The sequence below is a fragment of the Labilithrix sp. genome (genome assembly GCA_019637155.1).
Taxonomy (GTDB): domain Bacteria; phylum Myxococcota_A; class Polyangia; order Polyangiales; family Polyangiaceae; genus Labilithrix.
Genome location: JAHBWE010000018.1, coordinates 204,027 through 222,492, shown reverse-complemented (window position 1 = coordinate 222,492; position 18,466 = coordinate 204,027). Strand labels below are relative to the sequence as shown.

Genomic DNA, 18,466 nt, shown 5'->3' with positions numbered 1-18,466 from the left:
CCGCGCCGCCTCCGCCGCGAGACGCTCCTGCTCCGCGCGCTCCGCCGCGGCCTTCTCCGCCGCCGCGCGCTCCGCGGCCGCCTTCTCCGCCTCGGCCTTCTCCGCCGCGGCCTTCTCCGCTGCCGCGCGCTCCGCCGCCGCCTTCTCCGCCGCTGCGCGCTCCGCGGCCTTCTCCGCCGCCGCTCGCTCCGCGGCCGCCTTCTCCGCCGCCGCGCGCTCCGCCGCGGCCTTCTCCGCCGCGGCCTTGTCGGCAGCCGCCTTCTCCGCCGCCGCACGCTCGGCGGCGGCCTTCTCCGCCGCCGCCTTCTCCGCGGCCGCTTTCTCCGCCGCGGCTTTCTCCGCGGCAGCCTTCTCCGCCGCGGCCTTGTCGGCGGCAGCCTTCTCCGCCGCAGCCTTCTCCGCCGCAGCCTTGTCGGCGGCAGCCTTCTCCGCCGCGGCTTTCTCCGCCGCCGCCTTGTCGGCGGCGGCCTTCTCTTGCGCCTGCTTCGCCGCGTTCTTGAGCGTCGAGTCGTCGATCTGCGTGGCCGTCTCGTCGGGGCGGCGCGCGGGCTTGGCCTTCGGCTCCGGGATCGACGGCGGCATCATGTGCGGAGGCACGACCGGCGGCGACAAGGTCTGGAGCGTGGGCTCGTCGTCGTCGTCCCACTCGTCGTCCGGCGGCGGCGGAACGGGCTGCGGCGGAGGTGGCGGCGGGGCCGCGACCGCGGGCGAGGACGACGTGGGCGCGGGCGGCGCCGCCGGCCCCGACTGCGAGACCGGCTGCGCGGCCCGCGTCGTCGTCGACTGCGCGACGACGTTCTTGATGACCTGCGGCTGGATCTGCGCCGTCGCCTTCACCGCCGTCATCGGCGTCGGCGGACGCTGGCCGCTCGCGGTCGGCGACGCGGGCTTCACCTGCGCGGGCGACGGCGTCGGAGGGGCGGCCGGGATGTTGCGGCTGCTCTGCGTGGCCGGCTTCGGCGCGGGAGGCGGCGCCGGCTTCGCGCCTTGCGGCTGCGTCGCGGTGGAGGAGGGGCGCGGCGCGGGAGGCGCCTCCCGCTTCGCGACGGTGAAACGTGCCTGGACGATGTCCTTCCGGAGGATCGCGGCGACGGCGATGACGCCGACGCCCTCGAGCTTCGTCGTCCACTGCACGGGCTTGTCGCTGAGCGAGTCGACGTAGCGAGCGCCGCCCATCGTCACGAGCATCTGCATGAGGCGCTCGTTGCTCGGCGCCTCGTCGTCGACGGGCTCGAACTTGCCTCCGATGTTCACGCTCGGAAGGCGATTCGTAACGAGCCCGAACTCCAATACTTCCGGGCGCGAGAGGTTCTTGAGGAGCTCCTCGATCGTTTTCATGAGGCAGCCGACGGCACGCTGTCCTCAGAGTACACAAATCCCTTCTGGGATGGCCAAAACGTCGACCACCCGTTCACGGCCGCGCGGGTCAGTGGCGCGTGAAGGGCGTTTTTCCGGCGTAAACCGCGCCGCGGCCGAGCTCGAACCCGATGCGGAGGAGCTGGTTGTACTTTGCAACCCGGTCCGAGCGCGACAGCGAGCCGGTCTTGATCTGACCCGCGTTCGTCGCGACCGCGAGGTCGGCGATGAACGTGTCCTCCGTCTCGCCGGAGCGGTGGCTGATGATGCTCCGGTAGCCGGCCTCGTGCGCCATCCGGATCGTGTCGAAGGTCTCGGTGAGCGATCCGATCTGGTTCAGCTTCACGAGGATCGAGTTCCCGATCCCCTGCTCGATGCCGCGCTTGAGCCGCTCGACGTTGGTGACGAAGAGGTCGTCGCCGACGAGCTGGACCTTCTTGCCGAGCTTGTCGGTCAAGGACTTCCAGGTCTCCCAGTCGTCCTCCGCGCAGCCGTCCTCGATCGAGATGAGCGGGTACTTGCTCGCGAGCGCCTCGTAGATGCCGACGAGCTCCGCGCCCGTGATCGTCTTCTTGTCGAAGGTGTACTTCTTCGAGCCCTTGTCGAAGAACTCGCTCGCGGCGCAGTCGAGCGCGAGGAAGAAGTCGGTGCCGGCCTTGTAGCCCGCGCTCTCGATCGCGCCCATCAGCGCCTGGATCGCGGCCTCGTTCGACTCGAGGCGCGGGGCGAAGCCGCCCTCGTCACCGACGGCGGTGACCATCCCCTTCTCCTTCAGGTTCTTCTTCAGCGCGGCGAAGACCTCGGCGCCGGCGCGGAGCGCGTCGTTGTAGTTGGCAATGCCGGCGGGCACGACCATGAACTCCTGGATCTCGAGCCCGTTGTCGGCGTGGGTGCCGCCGTTCAAGACGTTCATGAGCGGCGTCGGCAACACGCGCGCGTTCGCGCCGCCGAGGTAGCGCCAGAGCGGGAGGCCGACGACGTCCGCCGCCGCGCGCGCGACCGCCATCGACACGCCGAGGATCGCGTTCGCGCCGAGCTTCGACTTGTTCGGCGTGCCGTCCGCCTCGAGCAGCACCTTGTCGACCTCGGCCTGATCGAGCGAGTCGAGCCCGATGATGGAGGGGCCGAGCGTCTGGGTGACGTTGTCGACCGCCTTCTGCACGCCCTTGCCGCCGAAGCGCTTCTTGTCGCCGTCGCGGAGCTCGATCGCCTCGTGCTCGCCGGTCGACGCGCCGCTCGGCACGGCCGCGCGGCCGCGACCGCTCGCGGTCTGGACTTCGACTTCGACGGTGGGGTTTCCGCGCGAATCGAGGATTTCGCGCGCGATGACTGCGGTGATCTCGCTCATGGCGAGAGTCTTAGTCCAATGCCTGCCAGAAGTCGCGCGCCTCGTCCATCGTTCGCACCCGCCGCGCCGGGGGGAGGCTCTCGAGCAGCGCGCGCCCGTAGCCGCGCTTCGTCGCCCTGCGATCGAGAAGCGCCACGATCCCGGCGTCCTGGCGCGTCCGGATGAGCCGCCCGAAGCCTTGCTTCAGCGTGATCGCGGCGGCCGGGACGGTGTACTGCGTGAACGGGTTGCCGCCCTCGGCCTCGATCTTCGCGCTGCGCGCGGCGACGATCGGCTCGGTCGGCACCGCGAACGGGATCTTGTCGATCACCACCAGCCGGAGCGCGTGCCCCGGGACGTCGACCCCCTCCCAGAAGCTCATCGTCGCGACGAGGATCGCGTTCGTCGCCGCGCGGAAGCGCTCGAGCAGCGTGTGCTTCGGCGCCTCGCCTTGGAGGAGGAGCGGGCCGTGGAGCTCGGCGCGCGCGAGCTCGCCGTGGATCGCGCGCATCGCGCGGTTCGAGGTGCAGAGCACGAACGCGCCGCCGCCGGTCACGTCCGCGAGCTCCTTCGCGCGCCGCGCGCACGCCTGCTCGAAGCCGGGCGCGTTGGGCTCGGGCATGTCCTCCGCGACGTAGAACGCCGCGCGCGCCGCGAAGTCGAAGGGCGAGGGCACGACGAGCTCCTCCGTCCCGGCGTGCGCGCCGAGCCGGCCCTTCGCGAAGTGGAACGACGGCCCAGCGTGGGTCGCGGTCGCGAGCGTCGCGCTCGTGCAGACGACGCTCGCGACGCGATCGAACAGCTTCTCGCGCAGCACCGGCGACAGGTCCACCGGCGAGGCGCCGAGCGACACGCTCCGCTCCCGCGCGTCGATCCAGGTGATGCCGCCTTCGAAGCCGGTGCGCGCCTTCTGCATGAGGATCGCGTGCTCGGGGTGCCGCGGGAGCGAGCCCGGCGGCGGCTCGTCCTCGTCCGCGGTCCAGTGGGGAGCCTCCGCGCTCGCGTGCACCTTCCCGAGATCGGTCCTGAGCTCCGCCGCGCGCCGCGCGATCATCGCCATCGCGTCGTCCTCGTCGTGCGAGCCCGCGAGCGCGGCGAGCGCCTGCACCGCGACGTCGAGGCGCCCGATCCCTTCGCGGCGCGGCGGCGTCCACTCCTTCGCGGTGAGGAGGCGCCGCCCTTCGTCTCCCCTCCCCCGCCAGGCGAGGAAGAACGCGTGCGCCGCGCGCTCGACGTCGTCGAGGATCCGCATCGACGACGAGTCGAGGATCCGCGCGCCCAGCACCGCGCGCCGCGCGTCCGCCACCAGGCGATCGATACGCGCGGTGGAGATGCGCACGCCGAAGAAGTCCGTCGCGACGCCCTCGATCTGGTGCGCCTCGTCGAACACGACCGCGTCGTACGGCGGGATCGCGCCGCCGTAGCCGCCGTTCTTCCCCGTCTTGAGCGCGAGGTCGGCGAAGAAGAGGTGGTGGTTCACGACGATGACCTGCGCCGTCTCCGCCGCGCGCCGCATCCGCGTGACGTGGCACTCGTCGAAATACTTGCATCCTGCACCAATCCGGGTGTCGGTGCCCGAGTGCACGTCGCGCCACGCGGCGGCCTCCTCACCGAGCGCGCTGAGCTCCGCGCGGTCGCCGGTCTGGGTCTCGAGCGCCCATCGCTCGATCGCGACGAGCTCCGCGTTCACGGGCTCCCCGCTCCGCATCCGCTCGTGAAACCGCCGCTTGCACAAGTAGTTCGATAGGCCCTTCATCAAGGCGGCGCGCAGGTCGATCCCGTGCTCGGCGAGGACGGCACGCACGAACGGGATGTCCTTTTCGAAGATCTGCTCCTGGAGCGCGTGCGTCGCGGTCGACACGACGACGGTGCGCCCCGACAGCACGGCCGGCACGAGGTACGCGAACGTCTTCCCGGTCCCGGTCCCGGCCTCGACGAAGAGGTGCCGGTCCCGCTCGAGCGCGGCGTGGACCGCGCGCGCCATCGCGAGCTGCCCCTCCCGCGTCTCGTACCCCTCGAGCCTCCGCGCGAGCGGCGACCCGGGCCCGAGCACCTCGTCGACCGACGGCATCGCCCGTCCTTTCTACCGCAACTGCCGGAGCCGCGCGCCGAGGACGGGGAGTTTTTCCGTTCGATTCGGGGTCGCGTACCATGCTGGCGTGGGCCGGAATGCTCGGGCGAAGGCGAAGCCGCGGGTCGAGGCGCCGGCGATCGACCGGGCGGCCGGGTCGGCGCTCGGGCTGCGGCTCGCGATCGGGCGCGAAGGGCTCGGGATCGAGCTCGCGCGGACGGCCGCCCTCGCGTGCGTCGACGTCGTCGAGCTCGTCGTGCGCCTGCCGAACGTGCGGTTTCCGTTCGACGTCACCGGCGGCGTCACCAAGTTCCGCCATCGCCGCGGCGAGCTCGAGCGCGTCGCGATCGAGCTCGATGCGCGCAAGGTCGCGCGCTGGGCCGAGCCGCGGCTGCGAGGCCTCCTCGGACCGGAGCGGCCTACGCTCTCGATCCTCCCCCGCGCGTTCGGGGCGACGATCGCGGTCCTCGACGGGGCGGCCGTGGCCGCGCCGCCGGCGCTCGCGTTCGAGGTCGCGCTCGTCGCCGCGCCGCAGCCCGTCCTCGTCGTGCACGGCGCGCGCGGCGCGAACCTCCCCGCCCCCGCGACCGTCCTCGCGCTCCGCGCGATGACGATGCTCCTCGGCGAGCACGCGACCCGCGAAGGAGCGCGCTTCTCGCTCCCGCGGCTCGGGGCGCGGATCGCGCGCGCGCTCCTCCCCGACGCCGGCGTGCGCGCGCCCGGCGGCGACGACGTCGTCCTCGCCGGATCGGGCGAGAGCGACGGCGTGCTCTTCGTCGCGTTCGCGCGCGCGCCGGCCGAGCCCGCGATCCCGCGGCCCGCGACGCTCGCGCACGAGGCGGCGCTCCTCACCCGCGCGGCGGACGACGCGCGCTTCGCCGGCGACCACGCGCGGGCGCGGCAGCTCGACCTCGCGGCGCTCGAGCGCGCGCCGCGGCACGGCGAGATCGCGCGGCGCATCGCGGAGCTGGACGCCCACGCCGGCGGCCGCGCCGAGGCGGCGATCGCGACGCTGCGCTCCGCCGATCGCCTCCCCTACCAGGGCCAGCTCCTCGGCGACCTCCTCGTCGAGGCCGGCGACGCCGACGGCGCGATCGCCGCGCTCCTCCGCGAGGGCGAGCGCGATCCCGCCGCGCCGGTGGCGGCGCTCGCGTTCGCGCGCGCGGCGGCGCTCGCCGGCGATCCCGCCGACGCGCTGCGGTGGCTCGACGCCGCGATCGCGCGGTTGCCCGCGCTGCTCGAGCTGCGCTGGGAGCGCGCGACGCGGCGGCTCGCGCAGGGGCGCCTCGCCGACGCGCGCGCGGACTTCCAGGAGCTCGAGGCGGTCGCGATCGGGGCGCCGGAGCGCCACCGCGTGCTTCGCCGCGCGGCCGACGTCTACCGCGCGCGCGGCCTCGGCGCCGACGCCGCGCTGCTGTACGAGCGCGCGCTGCTCTATCGCCCCGACGATCCCGACGCCGTCGCCGGGCTCGGCGTCGCCCTCGCCGCGGAAGGACGCGGCGCGCGCGGCGCGACGCTGCTCGCGCGCGCGATCGAGCTCCGCGAGCGAGAGGTCCCGCCGCCGAACACGGCGTGGATGCAGGTCGCGCTCGCCCGCGTCCTCGCCGATCGCCTCGGCGATCGCTCCGCCGCGGTGGCGCGCCTTCGCCTCGTCGCCGACGAAGCGGCGGAGGCGATCGAGGCGCGCGGGCTCGAGGGCCGCTACCGCGCCGCGCTCGGCGACGCGGCCGGCGCCTCCCTCGCCTTCGCGCGGCTCCGCGAGCGCGCGGGCCGCGACCCCGCCGCGCTGCCGTGGCTCGACGAAGCGGCGACGTTCGAGGAGGGCCGCGGCGAGCTCGCCCTCGCGCAGGCCCACCTCGCCGTCGCGCTCGCGATCGCGCCGGACCACGCCGACCTCGACGGCCGCTACCGCACGATCGGCGCTCGCCTCGGCCGCGCGGCGCGGTCCGGCCACGACGCCCCGTTCGTGCCGAGCCACGACTCGCGCGAGGTCCGCATCGCGATCCTCCCCGAGCCCGACGTCCGCGACCGCGCCACCCTCGCCGCCCCGCCCGTGCCGGGCGACGTGAAGCCCGCGCCGGTCCGCGATCGCACCACCCTCGCCGCGCCGCCGGAGAGCACGGAGGACAAGCCCGCGCCGATCGTCGTCGAGCACCTCCTCGCGCGCGCGACGGAGAGCGCGTCGGAGAGCACGCGCGAGACGCTGAGCGCGCCGGCCTCCGGCCCCCGCGGCGCGTCCACGCCGGAGGAGGACGAGGTGAAGGTCGAGGCGCTCACGCGCACGCTCCAGGGCGATCCCACGAACGACGCCGTCGTCGACGAGCTCGCCGAGCGCCTCACCCGCCTCGGCCGCAGCATGGAGCTCCTCGCGCTCCTCTCCGCGCGCCTCGAGGACGCGCCGCCCGATCGACGCGCCGAGCTCCTCCCCCGCCACCACGCCGTCCTCGAGCGCCTCGAGCTCGAAGCCCGCGCCGCCGGCCGCGACGGCGAAGCGGACCTGTTCCGGATGGCGCGGGATTCTTCGTAGCGTCTCCTGAATTCGCGGGGCTGTGCCTTGCCTACATTGTCGGGGCAAGTCATACATCCCCACCATGAAAGCGAGGCTGTTCGCGCTGGGCCTGCTGATGCTGACCGCCGCTTGCGGGCAGGCTCCCGCTCCGGTGGCCGAGACGACGGCCGCCGTGAACGCGTGCACGGACGTCGGCGACGAGGAGCTCGACGCGCTCGTCGCCCGGTCGGCCGCGGGCGGTACGGAGCTCGCCGACGTGTTCCGATGCCTCTCGGAGGATCAGCAGCGGCACGTCATCGAGGACGCGGAGCTCGCGATCGACGAGGCCGCGGTCGACCTCTCGTCCGAGGAGGCTGCGCCGCTGCGGGCCCGTCTCATGCGCGAGGTCGAACGCGCCGCGCGCGTCTGGTGGGACACGATCCTCGAGGGCCCCTACAGCCTCGAGGGCGACGCGGAGATCCGCGACGTCGAGGAGCTCCTCTTGAACGGAAGGCGCATCGCGCTGCGGCTCTCGTTCGGCGCGCCGGCGGTGATGACCGAGTCGTGCGAGACGACGAACGACGAGTCCGACGAGGGCTGGCCGGAGGACTGCACGCGAGGCACGATCTCGCAGACCCTCTACTTCGACGAAGACCTCGACCCGATCGAGCCGCTCGCCGGCTACGCGGACTTCGACGACTGAGCGCGCTTCAGGCTCGGAGCGACGCTCGCACGTCGTCGATGGCGCGGTCGACGGCGGCTTCGCCGAGCTTGCAGGCGGAGGCGATCTTCGTGAGGACATTGCGTTCGACGTCGCTGACGTCGTCGCTCACCTGCGCGATGAGGGCGGCGATGCGGAGGACCTCGAGGGCTTGCTCCTCGCGCTGGATCCCCTCCGCGAGGCGCTCGACGCGGCGGTCGAGGCCGTCCTCCTGGAGCTGGTCGGCGAGGTCGGCGACGAGGTCGGCGACGTGGTTCTGCGGGACGGAGCCGCCGGTCGAGGCCGCGACGACGCGCTCGAACGTCGTCCGCTCCTCGTCGTCGAACACGCCGTCCGCGGTCGCGACGAGGTACGCGCCCTCGATGATCGCCTCGAAGAGCGCGGCGGCGAAGGGATCGAAGCCGGTCGGGATCGTGGACTCGCTCGTGGGACGCGCGCCGTAGGACGCGGCGGCGAGCATGAGGATCGAGCGATCGGTCGAGGCCTGCTTGTCCGTCACGTCCGCGCCGGCGACGTTCGCGCGCGCGACCTTGGCAAGGAGGTTGATTCGATCGTCGAGCTCTTGCATGTCGCTTGGGCCTCGGCGAATCATACGTTCAGCGCGGTCCGGGTGCGAGAAGGATCTCCACCTGCCCGTTCGCGTCGGACACCGCGCTCCCGATCTCGACCGGCGCCGGATCGGGCGTCTCGTCCTCGAGCTCGGTGCCGCGCGTCACGCCCGGCACCGCGAACACGCGGACCACCGCGTTCGCGACGACGGCCTCGATCCCGGGCCGCGGATCCCGAAGCGTGAACGTCAGCGGCGACGGCGCCGGGACCTGGATGTCGGGGAGCTCGGCCCGCTCGGTCGGGATCTGCGGGCGGACGACGACGCGCGGAAAGCCGCTCCCCTTCTTCGGGATGACCGTGATCACGTAGGGCCCCGGATCGAGCAGCATCTCGAACCGCCCCTCCGGTCCTGTCGTGCCGCGCCCTGGACGCGGGATCGGCAGCTCCGACGTGGTCCCGCTCTGCGGCGTCGCCAGGATCTCGGCCTCCGCGAGGGGACGGCCGTCGGTGAGGAGGACGCGCCCGAGCACGCGCGTCCGCCGCGGAGGCTGGAGCGTGAGGGCGGTGAGGTCGCGGTCGATGATGGCCGGCTGACGGTACTTCGCGAAGCCCGTCCCCTCCGCCGGCTCGACGACGACCCTGTATTCGCCGGGCGGAAGCACGGTCGCGAACCGACCGCTGTCGTCGGTGCTCACCTCGGTCTCGTAGGAGAGGAGCCTGCTCGGCGTGGCGGAGACGACGGTGATGGCGGTGCTCGTGAACGAGACGCGCGCGGGGTAGCCGAGCAGCTGCGAGTCGCCGTTCGGCTCGGCGACGACCCCCTCGACGCGCACCGGCGGCGGGATCGACGGATAGCTCAGCGTGCCGAACGAGCCGCTGAAGGGAACGGTCACGTAGCGCGGGACCGCGAGGTACGAGGCCGGCGGCGCGAGCACCGCCTCGACGTCGTTGCCGAGGCCGCCGGCGTCGGTCCGGCGCTCGCCGGTTGTGTCGACCTGCACGCGCGCGGATCGTCCGGTGAGCGTCCGCACGGTGGAGATCCGCCGGCGCGTGGGCATGTCCCGCAGCCAGACCTGCCAGCCATCGAGCCCCTCCTCGCGCTCGACGTCGAGGCTGCGCGACTGCGGCGGGTCGAGCGTCTCCTCGTCGAGGACGAACTCCTGGCCGAACAGCGTCGCCTTCGTCTCGGTTTGCGGCGGGAAGAGCTCGTCGAACGGAGGCTCGGGATAGAGGACGCGGAGGTACGTCCCCGCCGCGAGCGGCTGACTGAACTGCGCGAACGGGGCCTGTCCGCTCGGCGCGACTAGGGTCGGGAACGCGTTCGTCGGAGCGAGCGGGAGACCGCCGACGAGCGCGGAGGTCGCGGCGAGGGCTGCCGGCGAGAGCGGCGGTGCCGACGGAGACAACGGGGGAAGCGGAAACTGCGGCGTCCCCACCGGGAAGTAGGCGGCGCGGACGGGGATCGACGCTCGCTCGTCGAGCGGATAGCCCGCGCGGAGCGAGAGCGCGGCCGACACGCGGTAGGTGCCGCTCCCGAGGGTCAGGTCGCCGAGGCGAAGGCACGTCGGACGGATGCAGCGCGCGCCGGGACGCGGCGTCTCGGCGATCCTGCTCAAGAACGCCGGCTGTCCGCTCTCGTTGCTGTAGAACACGAACGTCGAGCCCGGCGCGTAGGACGACGACGTCGGGACGTTCACGACGATGAAGAACGGGAACTCGGGCCGGTTCAACGTGGTCGGGATCTCGCAGCGGCCTCGCCGGCAGCGCGGTGCCTGGCTCGCGCCCGCGGCGAACCCTTCGCACGGACACTCGTTGACGGGGGCGTTCGTGAGCGGGACGGGCTCGATCGGCCTGCACGCCGCGCCGAGGACGACGGCGATCGCCGCGCCGCCCGCCGCGCGCAGGATCACAGACCGGCCTCCACCGACAGGAGCGCGGAGGCGTCCGGCTGGAGCCCGGACTCGACCGGCGGGCAGCCCGCGAAGTCGCCGCTCGGGTTGTAGAACCACGACACGCTGTCGCCGCCGCTCGCCGGCAGGGCGTGGGGATCGGACTCGCTGAGCGTCGTCGCGACCACCACCTCGATGACGTGACAGCGGGGCGGCGTCCGCTCCGGATCCGGGTTCGGGATCGTGATCTCGAGCACGCGCGGCACGCTCGCGGTGACGCCGATCTCGAGGGTGCTCTCGTCGCGCGAGACGAAGCCTTCGCGCGTGAGCGGGTTGAAGTCGACGAAGTAGCTGTAGAAGAACGAGGCGCGCGGGTTCGTGAGGCTGACCGGGACGATGAACTTGTCCGGCCACCGCGTGACGATGCGGTCGGCCGGCGGCACCACGCTCGTCCGCAAGATGCGGGGCGGCTGCGGCGGCAGGACCGGCAGGTCGGTCGCGGGCTCCGCGATGACGCAAGCGCCCACCACCGCGGCGGTGATCGCGAGGCCGGCGGCGAGGCGGAGGTTCATACCGGTCGGAGCTTACCGGAAGCGAGGCGCTGCGCGGCCTGGGTCGGGAGGTGCCAGCGCGCGTCGGCGTATTCGGGGCGGACCGCGAGGCGGAGGAGGTCCGCGAGCGCCGGCAGCTGCCGCGCGAGGCGCTCGAGGCCGCCGGGACGCTCGAGGTCGGCCGCGTCCGCCTGCGGGAACTCGAGGAGCGTGCGCCGCGCGGCGTGGCCGAAGTCGCCGGTGAGGAACATGCCGACGCGGCGCGCGCTCTGCTTCGCGCGCTCGAGGACGAGCTCGAACGGCGTCGCGTCCGCGTCGCCGAGGAGCTCCTTCAACCGGCGCTGCGTGCGCGGGGCGAGGGTCTGCCACAGCATGTCCGCGAGCTGCGCGTCCTTGCGATCGATCGTGACCGCGCCCGGCGGGCCGAACGCGCCGACGAGGACCGTCCAGAGCGCGCGCGCCTCCGCGTCGCCGAGCCCGACGAGCAGCGCGTTCTGCGGGAGCACCGCCGCGAGCGCGGCGCCGAGGATCCAGCGGAGATCGGTCGTGTCCTCCGTCGCGTCGCCGGTGAGCACCGCCGCCGGCGACGCCGTGAGCGCGACCGAGAGCGAGAGCGGCGTCCCCGCCTCCGCGAGCGGGAGCTCCCCGCGCTGCGGCGCGCCGAGGCCGATCGTGCGCTTGTGGAAGAGGGTGAAGCGCGGCGGATCGAGGAGCCGGAGCGAGACCTCGTAGAGGCGCGAGAGCGCGGTGGCGCCGCCGGGCACGACCCGCTCGAGGCCGTTGAGGCCTGCCGCGGCGGGCGACTTCGCGAAGATGGCCGGCGCGCCGTCCCACGCGACGCCGAGCGCCTCGCCGCCCGGCTCGTGCGAGTGGCGCGTGAGGAGCGTGAGGATCCCGGGCTGCGCGTTCTGGGCGCTGAGCGGAGGCGGCGGGAGCGGGCCGGCGCCGGGATCGAACGCGCGGAGCACGTGGTCGATCGCGCGGACGTAGTTCGTGTTCTGGTCCGCCTTCGCCGCGTCGCGGAGCGCGACGAGGCGCGCGGCGACGCCGGGCGCGAGCTCGACCGCCTGCCGCCGCACCTTGATCAGGACCGCGCGCTGCGACGGCTCGTCCGAGAGGAGCTGATCGAGCATGTCGGCCGCCTCGATCGAGCCCTCGCGGAGCGCCTCGGTGAGGAGCTTCTCCGCCTCCTCGCGGCGGTTGTTGATGAGGCGCGCCTTCGCCTTCGCGACCTTCCCCGCCGGCGTGGTCGGGATCTCGCTGATCGAGACCGGGGCCGGCGTCTCCTCGAGGACGGGCGCCTCCGGCGGCGGCGGGCGGTCCGAGCCGAGCGGAGGGTGGCGGATCGACTGGACCGCCGCCTCGTCCACCGTCGACACGACGATCGGCGGGGGAGGCTTCGGGATGTTCGGTATTTCCAGCGAAATCCGCGGATTCGGGACATTCATCGCAACCGGCGAAGGCGCCGGGCTCTCCGCCGTCGCCTCCGTCGTGCCGAGGGGCGGCGTCGCGGTGCGCGCCGGCATCGGTCCCGCGCGCACCGCCGCCATCTGCGGGGTCGAGGGCTGGCGGCCGCGGAACGCCTCGAGCTCGGTGCGGAGCGCGCTCGCGAGCTCGGGCGACGCGGCGTCGATCGCCTCGCGCATCGTGCGATCGCCCTCGAGCCGATCGGCCGGGCTCTGCGAGCGGAGGAGCGCGCGCGCGAGCTCGGCGAGGACCTCCCCGCGCTCCCTCCCCTCGAGCGAGTCGGCGAGCGTCTTGATCATCGGCTTCGCCTTCGCGAAGTCGCTGCGCGCGAGCGCGAGCTTCGCCATGCGGCGGAGCGCGTCGAGCCGCGTGTCGTTGTCCTTCGCCGCCTCGGTGAGAAAGCGCTGCGTCGCGGCGACGTCGCCGGCGCTCGCCGCGCTCTCCGCCGCCGCGAGCGCGACGCGGCCGGGGCGGCGGAGGCCGAGGAGGTTGCCGTAGACCGCCTCGGTGTAGAACCGGTATGCCTCCTCGTGGCGGTGCGCCTTCGCCGCGCGCTCCGCGAGCCCGAGCGCGATGAGCGGCTGCGCGCCGACCTCGGCCAGGGTCTTCCGCAAGATCGCGGTGCCGGCGCCGACGCCGTCGAGGACGTCCTCTGCCTCCGCGACGAGGAAGGCGCGGAGGGCGAGGTCCTCCGGCTCGAGCGGCGACGTCTCTGCGGCCTTCGTCGCCTCGATGAGGCGGCCGAGCGACGCGATCGTCGCGCGCGCGTCGTCCTTCGTCCCCGCGCCGCGGAGGCGGTACTCGAGGCCGCGCGCGAAGAGCTGCGTCGACGCGATGTCGGGCGCGAGCCGCGCGGCGTCGCGGGCGCGGGTGAGCGACGCGTCGCGATCGCCGGAGCGCGCGGCCGCCTGCGCCGCCTCGACGAGCAGCTCGCTGCGGACGCGCGGCTCCTCGACCGAGATGCGCGCGAGCTCGGCGAGCGCGTTGCCGAGCTCCACCGGCGCGCCCGCCGCGCGCGCGACCTCGACCCGCGCCTCGGCGACGGCGAGGACGTTCGGCGTCCGCGCGACGAGGTCCGCGATCCCGCGCTGCGCCTTCGGCAGATCGCCGATCGCGAGGAGCGCGCGCACGCGGCGCACGCCGAGGTTCACGAACTCGAGCTCCTCCGTCGTCGCGGCGAACAGCTTCTCGAGCGCGGGGAGCGCCTTCGCCGGCTCCCCCGCGCGCTCGTAGAGATCGGCGAGCCACCGCAGCGCGCTCGGGTTCCCGGGCTGATCGGCGAGCACGAGCTCGAGCTCGGCGCAGGCCTCCTCGATCCGACCGAGGCGCTGCTCGAGGATCGCCGCGCGGCGGAGGCGCACCGCGCGGACCTTCTCCTTGTCCTCCGGGCCGTCGCGCTTCGCGTAGCGGGAGGCGCGCTCGGCGAGGTGCTCCACGAGGTCGTCGAAGCTCGCGCGCGAGACGAGGAGCGCCTCGATCGCGGCGTCGGCGTCGGCGTCGTCGGGATCGACGTCCATCACCTCGCGCCACGCCGCCTCGGCCGCGTTGAGGGACCCGCGCGCGCCCTCGATCTGCGCGAGCCGCTTGAGCACGTCGCGGAGCTCCACGACCGCGCCCGCGGAGCGCGCGAGGACGGCGAGGTGCTGGAGCGCGTCGACCTGGACGTGATCGCGCCCCGCCCGCGCCGCGGCCTGCTCGACCGCGGCCCAGCGCTCGGCGGTGGGCTCCTCCGTCGCGGCCTGGAGGAGCGCGTCGGCCGCGCCGGCGGCGTCGCCGCCCTCGTCGCGGACGCGGGCGAGCTCGACCCAGCGCAGCGCGCGATCGGCGCTCGTGAAGTCCGGGCGCGCGAGCTCGCGCAGCACCGCGTCCTCGCTGCGGCCCGCCTTCACCAGCGCGCCGTTCAGCTCGTTCGCGACGTCCGGCTTCTGCTCCGGCGCCGCGATGACGGTGGCGCGCTCGAGGCGGCGGACCGCCTCCGCGGCGTCGCCCTTCTCGAGCGCCTTCCGCGCGACGCCGCGGAGCGCCTCCGTGCGGCGGAAGTTGCCCGCGCGCTTGTTGAGCCGCTCGAGCAGCGCGGTGTCGCCGTGCGCGATCACCGCGTCGTCGGCCTCGACCACGAGCGCGTCGTCGTCCCACTCCTTCTCGACCGCGCGGACGAGGCACTTCGCGCGTTTCTCGTGATCGCCGAGCTCCTTCGCGATCGCGGCGATGAGGCGGAGGAGCGCGATGCCGACGTTGGAGTACGGCTTTTCGACCTCGCCCATCACGCGGTCGAGCGCCGCGCGCGAGTCCGGCGCTCCCGCGAACAGGGCCGCGTGCGGGAGCAGGTCCACGTATTCGTCGACGTCGGCGTCGGCGCCGATCGCGCGCTCGAGCGAGCGCCAGCCCCACCCCGCGTCCCCGAACAGGGAGACCGCCATCGCGACGAACGTGATCGCGATGCGCGCGCCGTCGGGCCCCTCGAGGCCCTTCGCGAGCTGCTCGCTCGCGCGCTCGAGGCGGAGCGCGACCGCGGCGTCGTCCTCCGGCGCGAGCGTGACGATCGCGCGCGCGGCCTCGGCCAGCATCTCGAGCGCGCCCGGCGTCGGCACGAGGATGGTCGCCTTGAGGAGGAGGTCCATCTTCTGGCGCGTGCCTTCGAGGTCGGCCGCGGTCATGCTCGCCGCGCGATGGAGCCACGCCGCGCGCGCCCCCGCTCCGCGCGCGAGCTCGGCGACGTGCTCGACGGTGCGCACCGCGACGCCCTCGCGCTGCGCCTTCTTCGCCGTGCGCTGGAGGAGGAGGAGCGTGGAGCCCTCCGACGGCACCGCGATGAACGCCTGCGCCGCGTGCTTCAGCGCGAGCATGACGACGCCGCCCGCCTCGAAGAACCGCGCCGCGCGATGGTGCGCCGCGCGCCGGCCGAAGCGACCGCGCGCCCGCCGCGCGACCTGATCGTAGATCGCCGACATGTCCGGGACGCGCGCGAGCTCCGCGCACGCGACCTCCGCCGTCTCGAGCGCGTTCGCGTGACCGGGGTCGCGCTCGAGGGCCGTCTTCGCGAGCCCCAGCGCGCGCGCGAACGCCCGCACGTCGAGCGCGGCGCGCGCGGCCTCGGTCGCGATGACGCCGGAGCGCACGCGCACCTTCTCGCGGTCCACCAGCTCGGAGAGGCAGTCGACCGCGTACTGCGCGTCGGCGAACGAGGCGAGGTCCTGGCGCAGCGTCGCGTAGCCGTACGCGACGTCCTCCTGCGCGCCGCGGAGCCAGGCCTGGACCGCGCGCGGGCGATCGTCGGCCATGTCCCAGAGCGCGGCGCCGAGATCGCGGTACGCCTCCGCCGCCTGCGCGCCGTCCCCCTCCCCGTCCCGGAGCGCGGCGCGCGCCTCGAGGAGCGCGAGCTCGCCGTCCGGCGTCGTAGGCATCAGCGCGTCGATGCGCGCGGCGTGCGCGCGCAGGTCGACGCCCTCGCGCGCGGCGCGAGCGAGCGCGTCGGCCTCGGCGTCGGCGTCGCCGGCCTCGGCGTGGAGCGCCGCGAGCTCTCGGAGGAGCGGACCGCGCTCGGCGTGCGGCGCGCCCGCCGCGATCCAGCGCTCGATCAAGGTCGCGCGGAGCTTCGCGTCGCCAGTCTTCTCGATCGCACGGCGCAGCGTCGCGCTGCGCGGGCCGAGCACGTCGAGCGCGCGGCGCGCCACGGCGGCGGCGCGCTCGCGATCGAGGTCCACGAGCGTCTCGAGCGCGGGGCCGATCCGCTCGGCCATGTCGCGGCTCGGCTGCGGCTGCGGCGCGAGCCACACGAGCGCGTCGGCGAGCGCGCCGGCGTCGCCGGCGGAGAGCGCGCGGTCGACGAGCGCCTGCGCCGCCGCCGGCTCGCCGGGGCGGAGCGCGACGCGGCGGCGCGCCCAGCCCACCGCCGCCTTCGCGTCGCCGAGGAGCCCGAGCACGTCCGCGAGGCGCTCGCACCAGAGCGCGGAGGGGCCCGCCGCCTCGATCGCGCGCTCGATCGTCGCCTGCGCGAGGCGCCCGTCCGTCACCGCGACGAGCCGCGCGAGCATCACGTGCGCCCGCGTCTCGTGCCCCTCCGATCGGCTCGCGTACTCCGCCGCGCGCCGCGCGCCTTCGGCGTCGCCGTGGTCGGCGAGGATCTCCGCCGCCACCGCCGCGATCGCGCCGCCGGCGGAGAGGCCGCACGTCGGCGCGACCGCCGCGAGCGCGCGACCGCGCGTCTCCTGCTCGCCCGCGGCCGCGGCGGTGATCCACGCGACGGAGCACGTCCAGCGCGTCGCCGACTCCTCCGCGAACGCGCGGCACGCGTCGGAGGCGCCGCCGAGATCGCCCTTCCGCCGGAGCGCGGCGACGAGCACGCCGCGCACGCTCACGTTGGGTCCGCGCGCGTCGAGGCGCGCGCGCGCGACCTTCGCGATGGCGGCGTGATCGCCGACGCGCTCGGCGACGCGCACCGCCTCCGCGAAGATGCTCTCGTCCTCGATCGGCGCGCTCCACTGCGCGTCGAGCGAGCTGCGGGGGACGAGCGAGTCCTCCGCGAGCTCCACCAGCGCGCTCGCGAGATCGCGCGAGTCGTCGGGGAGGCTCCGCGCGATGCGGACGATCTCGAGGAGGGCGGCGACGCGCCCCTCCGCCGCCGACGTCTCGAGCGCGCGGCGCGCGAGGGCGAGCTCCTCCTCGTGGCGGCGCACCGCGCCTTCGAGGCGCGCGGCCGCGGCGCGGGCGCGCTCGTCGCCGGGATCGATCGACGTCATCGCGCGGTACGCCCACGCCGCGAGGAGCGGATCGCTCTTGTCCTCCGCCACCGCCGCGAGCTCGCGCGCGGCCGCGAGCCGGCCGTGCGTGTCGGCGCCGCCCATCACCCCGCGGATCAGCGCCTCGATCAGCCACGCCGCGTCGCCCGTCTTCGCCGCGAGCGCCGAGAGCGCGTGCATCGACTCCGCGTTCGAGGGATCGGCCGCGACCGCGCGCGCGTAGGCCTCGACCGCGCGCTCCGGCGCCGAGAGCGGACCGGCGAGGAGGCGGCCGAGCTCGCTCCAGCGCACGCTCGCGCGCGCGGTCTTGTCGCGCTCGGCGCGGAGCTCGAGGCGGACCGCGAGCGGCTCGTACGCGCCGACCTTCGCGAGCAGGTCGTCGAACGTGTCGGCGCCCGGCCCCTCCAGGACGCCGTCGAGCTGCTCGTCGAGCGCGGCGGCGAGCGCGCGGCTCGTCTGCCCCGCCTCCATCGCGCTCGCGCGGCGCGCCTCGTGGACCTCGCCCGCGGGCTCCTTCTTCGCCGCGAGCGCGCGCGCGTGCGAGCGCAGCACCTGGTCCGCCGCCTCCGCCCGCGCGCGCTCCTTGTACGCGTTCACCAGCGCCGCCGCCGCGAGCGAGCTCGACGGATCGAGCTCGAACGCGCGGAGCAGGTTCTCGATCTCGCCCTCCGCGTCGCCGCTCGCCGCGCGCCGGCGCGCCGCGTGGACGTAGGCCTCGGCGCCGACGCGCGCGGTCGGCATCCCCTCGCCCATCATGAAGCCGCCCGGCGCCGAGCCGCTCGCGGCCCACGCCGCGACCGCGCCGAGGAGCTCGTGCGGGAGCGCGTCGGCGGGGTCCTTCTCCGCCGCCTCCGCGAGCGCCTCCGCCGCGCCGATCGCGTCGCCCGCGCGCGCGTGGAGGACGCCGATCCGCACGAGCACCGCCGCGGCCGACGCGCCGGTCGCGACGCTCGCGAGCTTGCGCAGCTCGGAGGCGGCGAGGCTCGGCTCGCCGAGGCCTTCGAGCCAGCCGGTGAGCGCGTAGCGCAGCGATGGATCGTCCTGCGACGAGAGCGCGCGGAACGCGAGCTCCACCGCGAGCTCGAGCTCGGCGCCGCGCGCCGCGAGGAGCTCCGCGAGGCGCTTCGCGGCGGTGCGCTCCTCCGCCGGATCGCCGAGCGCGCGCGCGAGGTCGACGCGCGCGCGGAGCATCGCCTCGTCGGCGACGATCCCCTTCCGCCGCGTCGGCTCCTTCGGCGCGATCCGGCGGACGATCTTCGCGAGCGCCGACGACTTCACGTTCGATCCGTTCGCGTTCGCGTTCGCCAC

General features: G+C 74.8%; 9 protein-coding genes. 2 read left to right on the top strand and 7 right to left on the bottom strand.

Annotation, left to right across the window (positions count from 1 at the left end):
* The 3 genes from KF837_34265 to KF837_34255 all read right to left on the bottom strand — a co-directional run.
* A partial coding sequence (locus KF837_34265) for a histone H1-like repetitive region-containing protein (protein ID MBX3232441.1) occupies positions 1-1,338 on the bottom strand: 1,338 nt, incomplete at its 3' end.
* Positions 1,339-1,426: 88 nt separating this feature from the next.
* Positions 1,427-2,704 (bottom strand): phosphopyruvate hydratase, encoded by a 1,278-nt coding sequence (eno, locus tag KF837_34260; protein ID MBX3232440.1) that lies wholly within the window; start codon positions 2,702-2,704, stop codon positions 1,427-1,429.
* 10 nt (positions 2,705-2,714) lie between these two features.
* A complete protein-coding gene (locus KF837_34255; GenBank protein ID MBX3232439.1) occupies positions 2,715-4,754 on the bottom strand; it encodes an ATP-dependent DNA helicase in 2,040 nt (679 codons plus the stop codon).
* An 88-nt stretch (positions 4,755-4,842) separates the two neighbouring features.
* On the opposite strand from KF837_34255, the gene KF837_34250 reads away from it, so the two are divergent.
* Both KF837_34250 and KF837_34245 read left to right on the top strand, forming a co-directional pair.
* Positions 4,843-7,281, top strand: coding sequence for a hypothetical protein (locus tag KF837_34250; protein MBX3232438.1), 2,439 nt, complete (start codon positions 4,843-4,845; stop codon positions 7,279-7,281).
* Positions 7,282-7,345: 64 nt separating this feature from the next.
* Positions 7,346-7,945, top strand: a complete 600-nt coding sequence (locus tag KF837_34245; protein MBX3232437.1) for a hypothetical protein — start codon at positions 7,346-7,348, stop codon at positions 7,943-7,945.
* A gap of 7 nt (positions 7,946-7,952) precedes the next feature.
* On the opposite strand, the gene KF837_34240 is transcribed toward KF837_34245, so the two are convergent.
* The 4 genes from KF837_34240 to KF837_34225 are packed head-to-tail and all read right to left on the bottom strand — an operon-like array spanning position 7,953 to position 18,466.
* Positions 7,953-8,531: a tellurite resistance TerB family protein gene (locus tag KF837_34240; protein ID MBX3232436.1), complete on the bottom strand. Its 579-nt coding sequence runs from the start codon at positions 8,529-8,531 to the stop codon at positions 7,953-7,955.
* Positions 8,532-8,559: 28 nt separating this feature from the next.
* On the bottom strand, positions 8,560-10,422 hold the full coding sequence (locus KF837_34235) for a carboxypeptidase regulatory-like domain-containing protein (GenBank protein ID MBX3232435.1): 1,863 nt from the start codon (positions 10,420-10,422) through the stop codon (positions 8,560-8,562).
* Positions 10,419-10,973: a hypothetical protein gene (locus KF837_34230; GenBank protein ID MBX3232434.1), complete on the bottom strand. Its 555-nt coding sequence runs from the start codon at positions 10,971-10,973 to the stop codon at positions 10,419-10,421. Before KF837_34230 ends, KF837_34235 begins: the two co-directional genes overlap by 4 nt.
* Positions 10,970-18,466 (bottom strand): hypothetical protein, encoded by a 7,497-nt coding sequence (locus KF837_34225; protein ID MBX3232433.1) that lies wholly within the window; start codon positions 18,464-18,466, stop codon positions 10,970-10,972. The genes KF837_34230 and KF837_34225 overlap by 4 nt, the downstream gene beginning before the upstream one ends.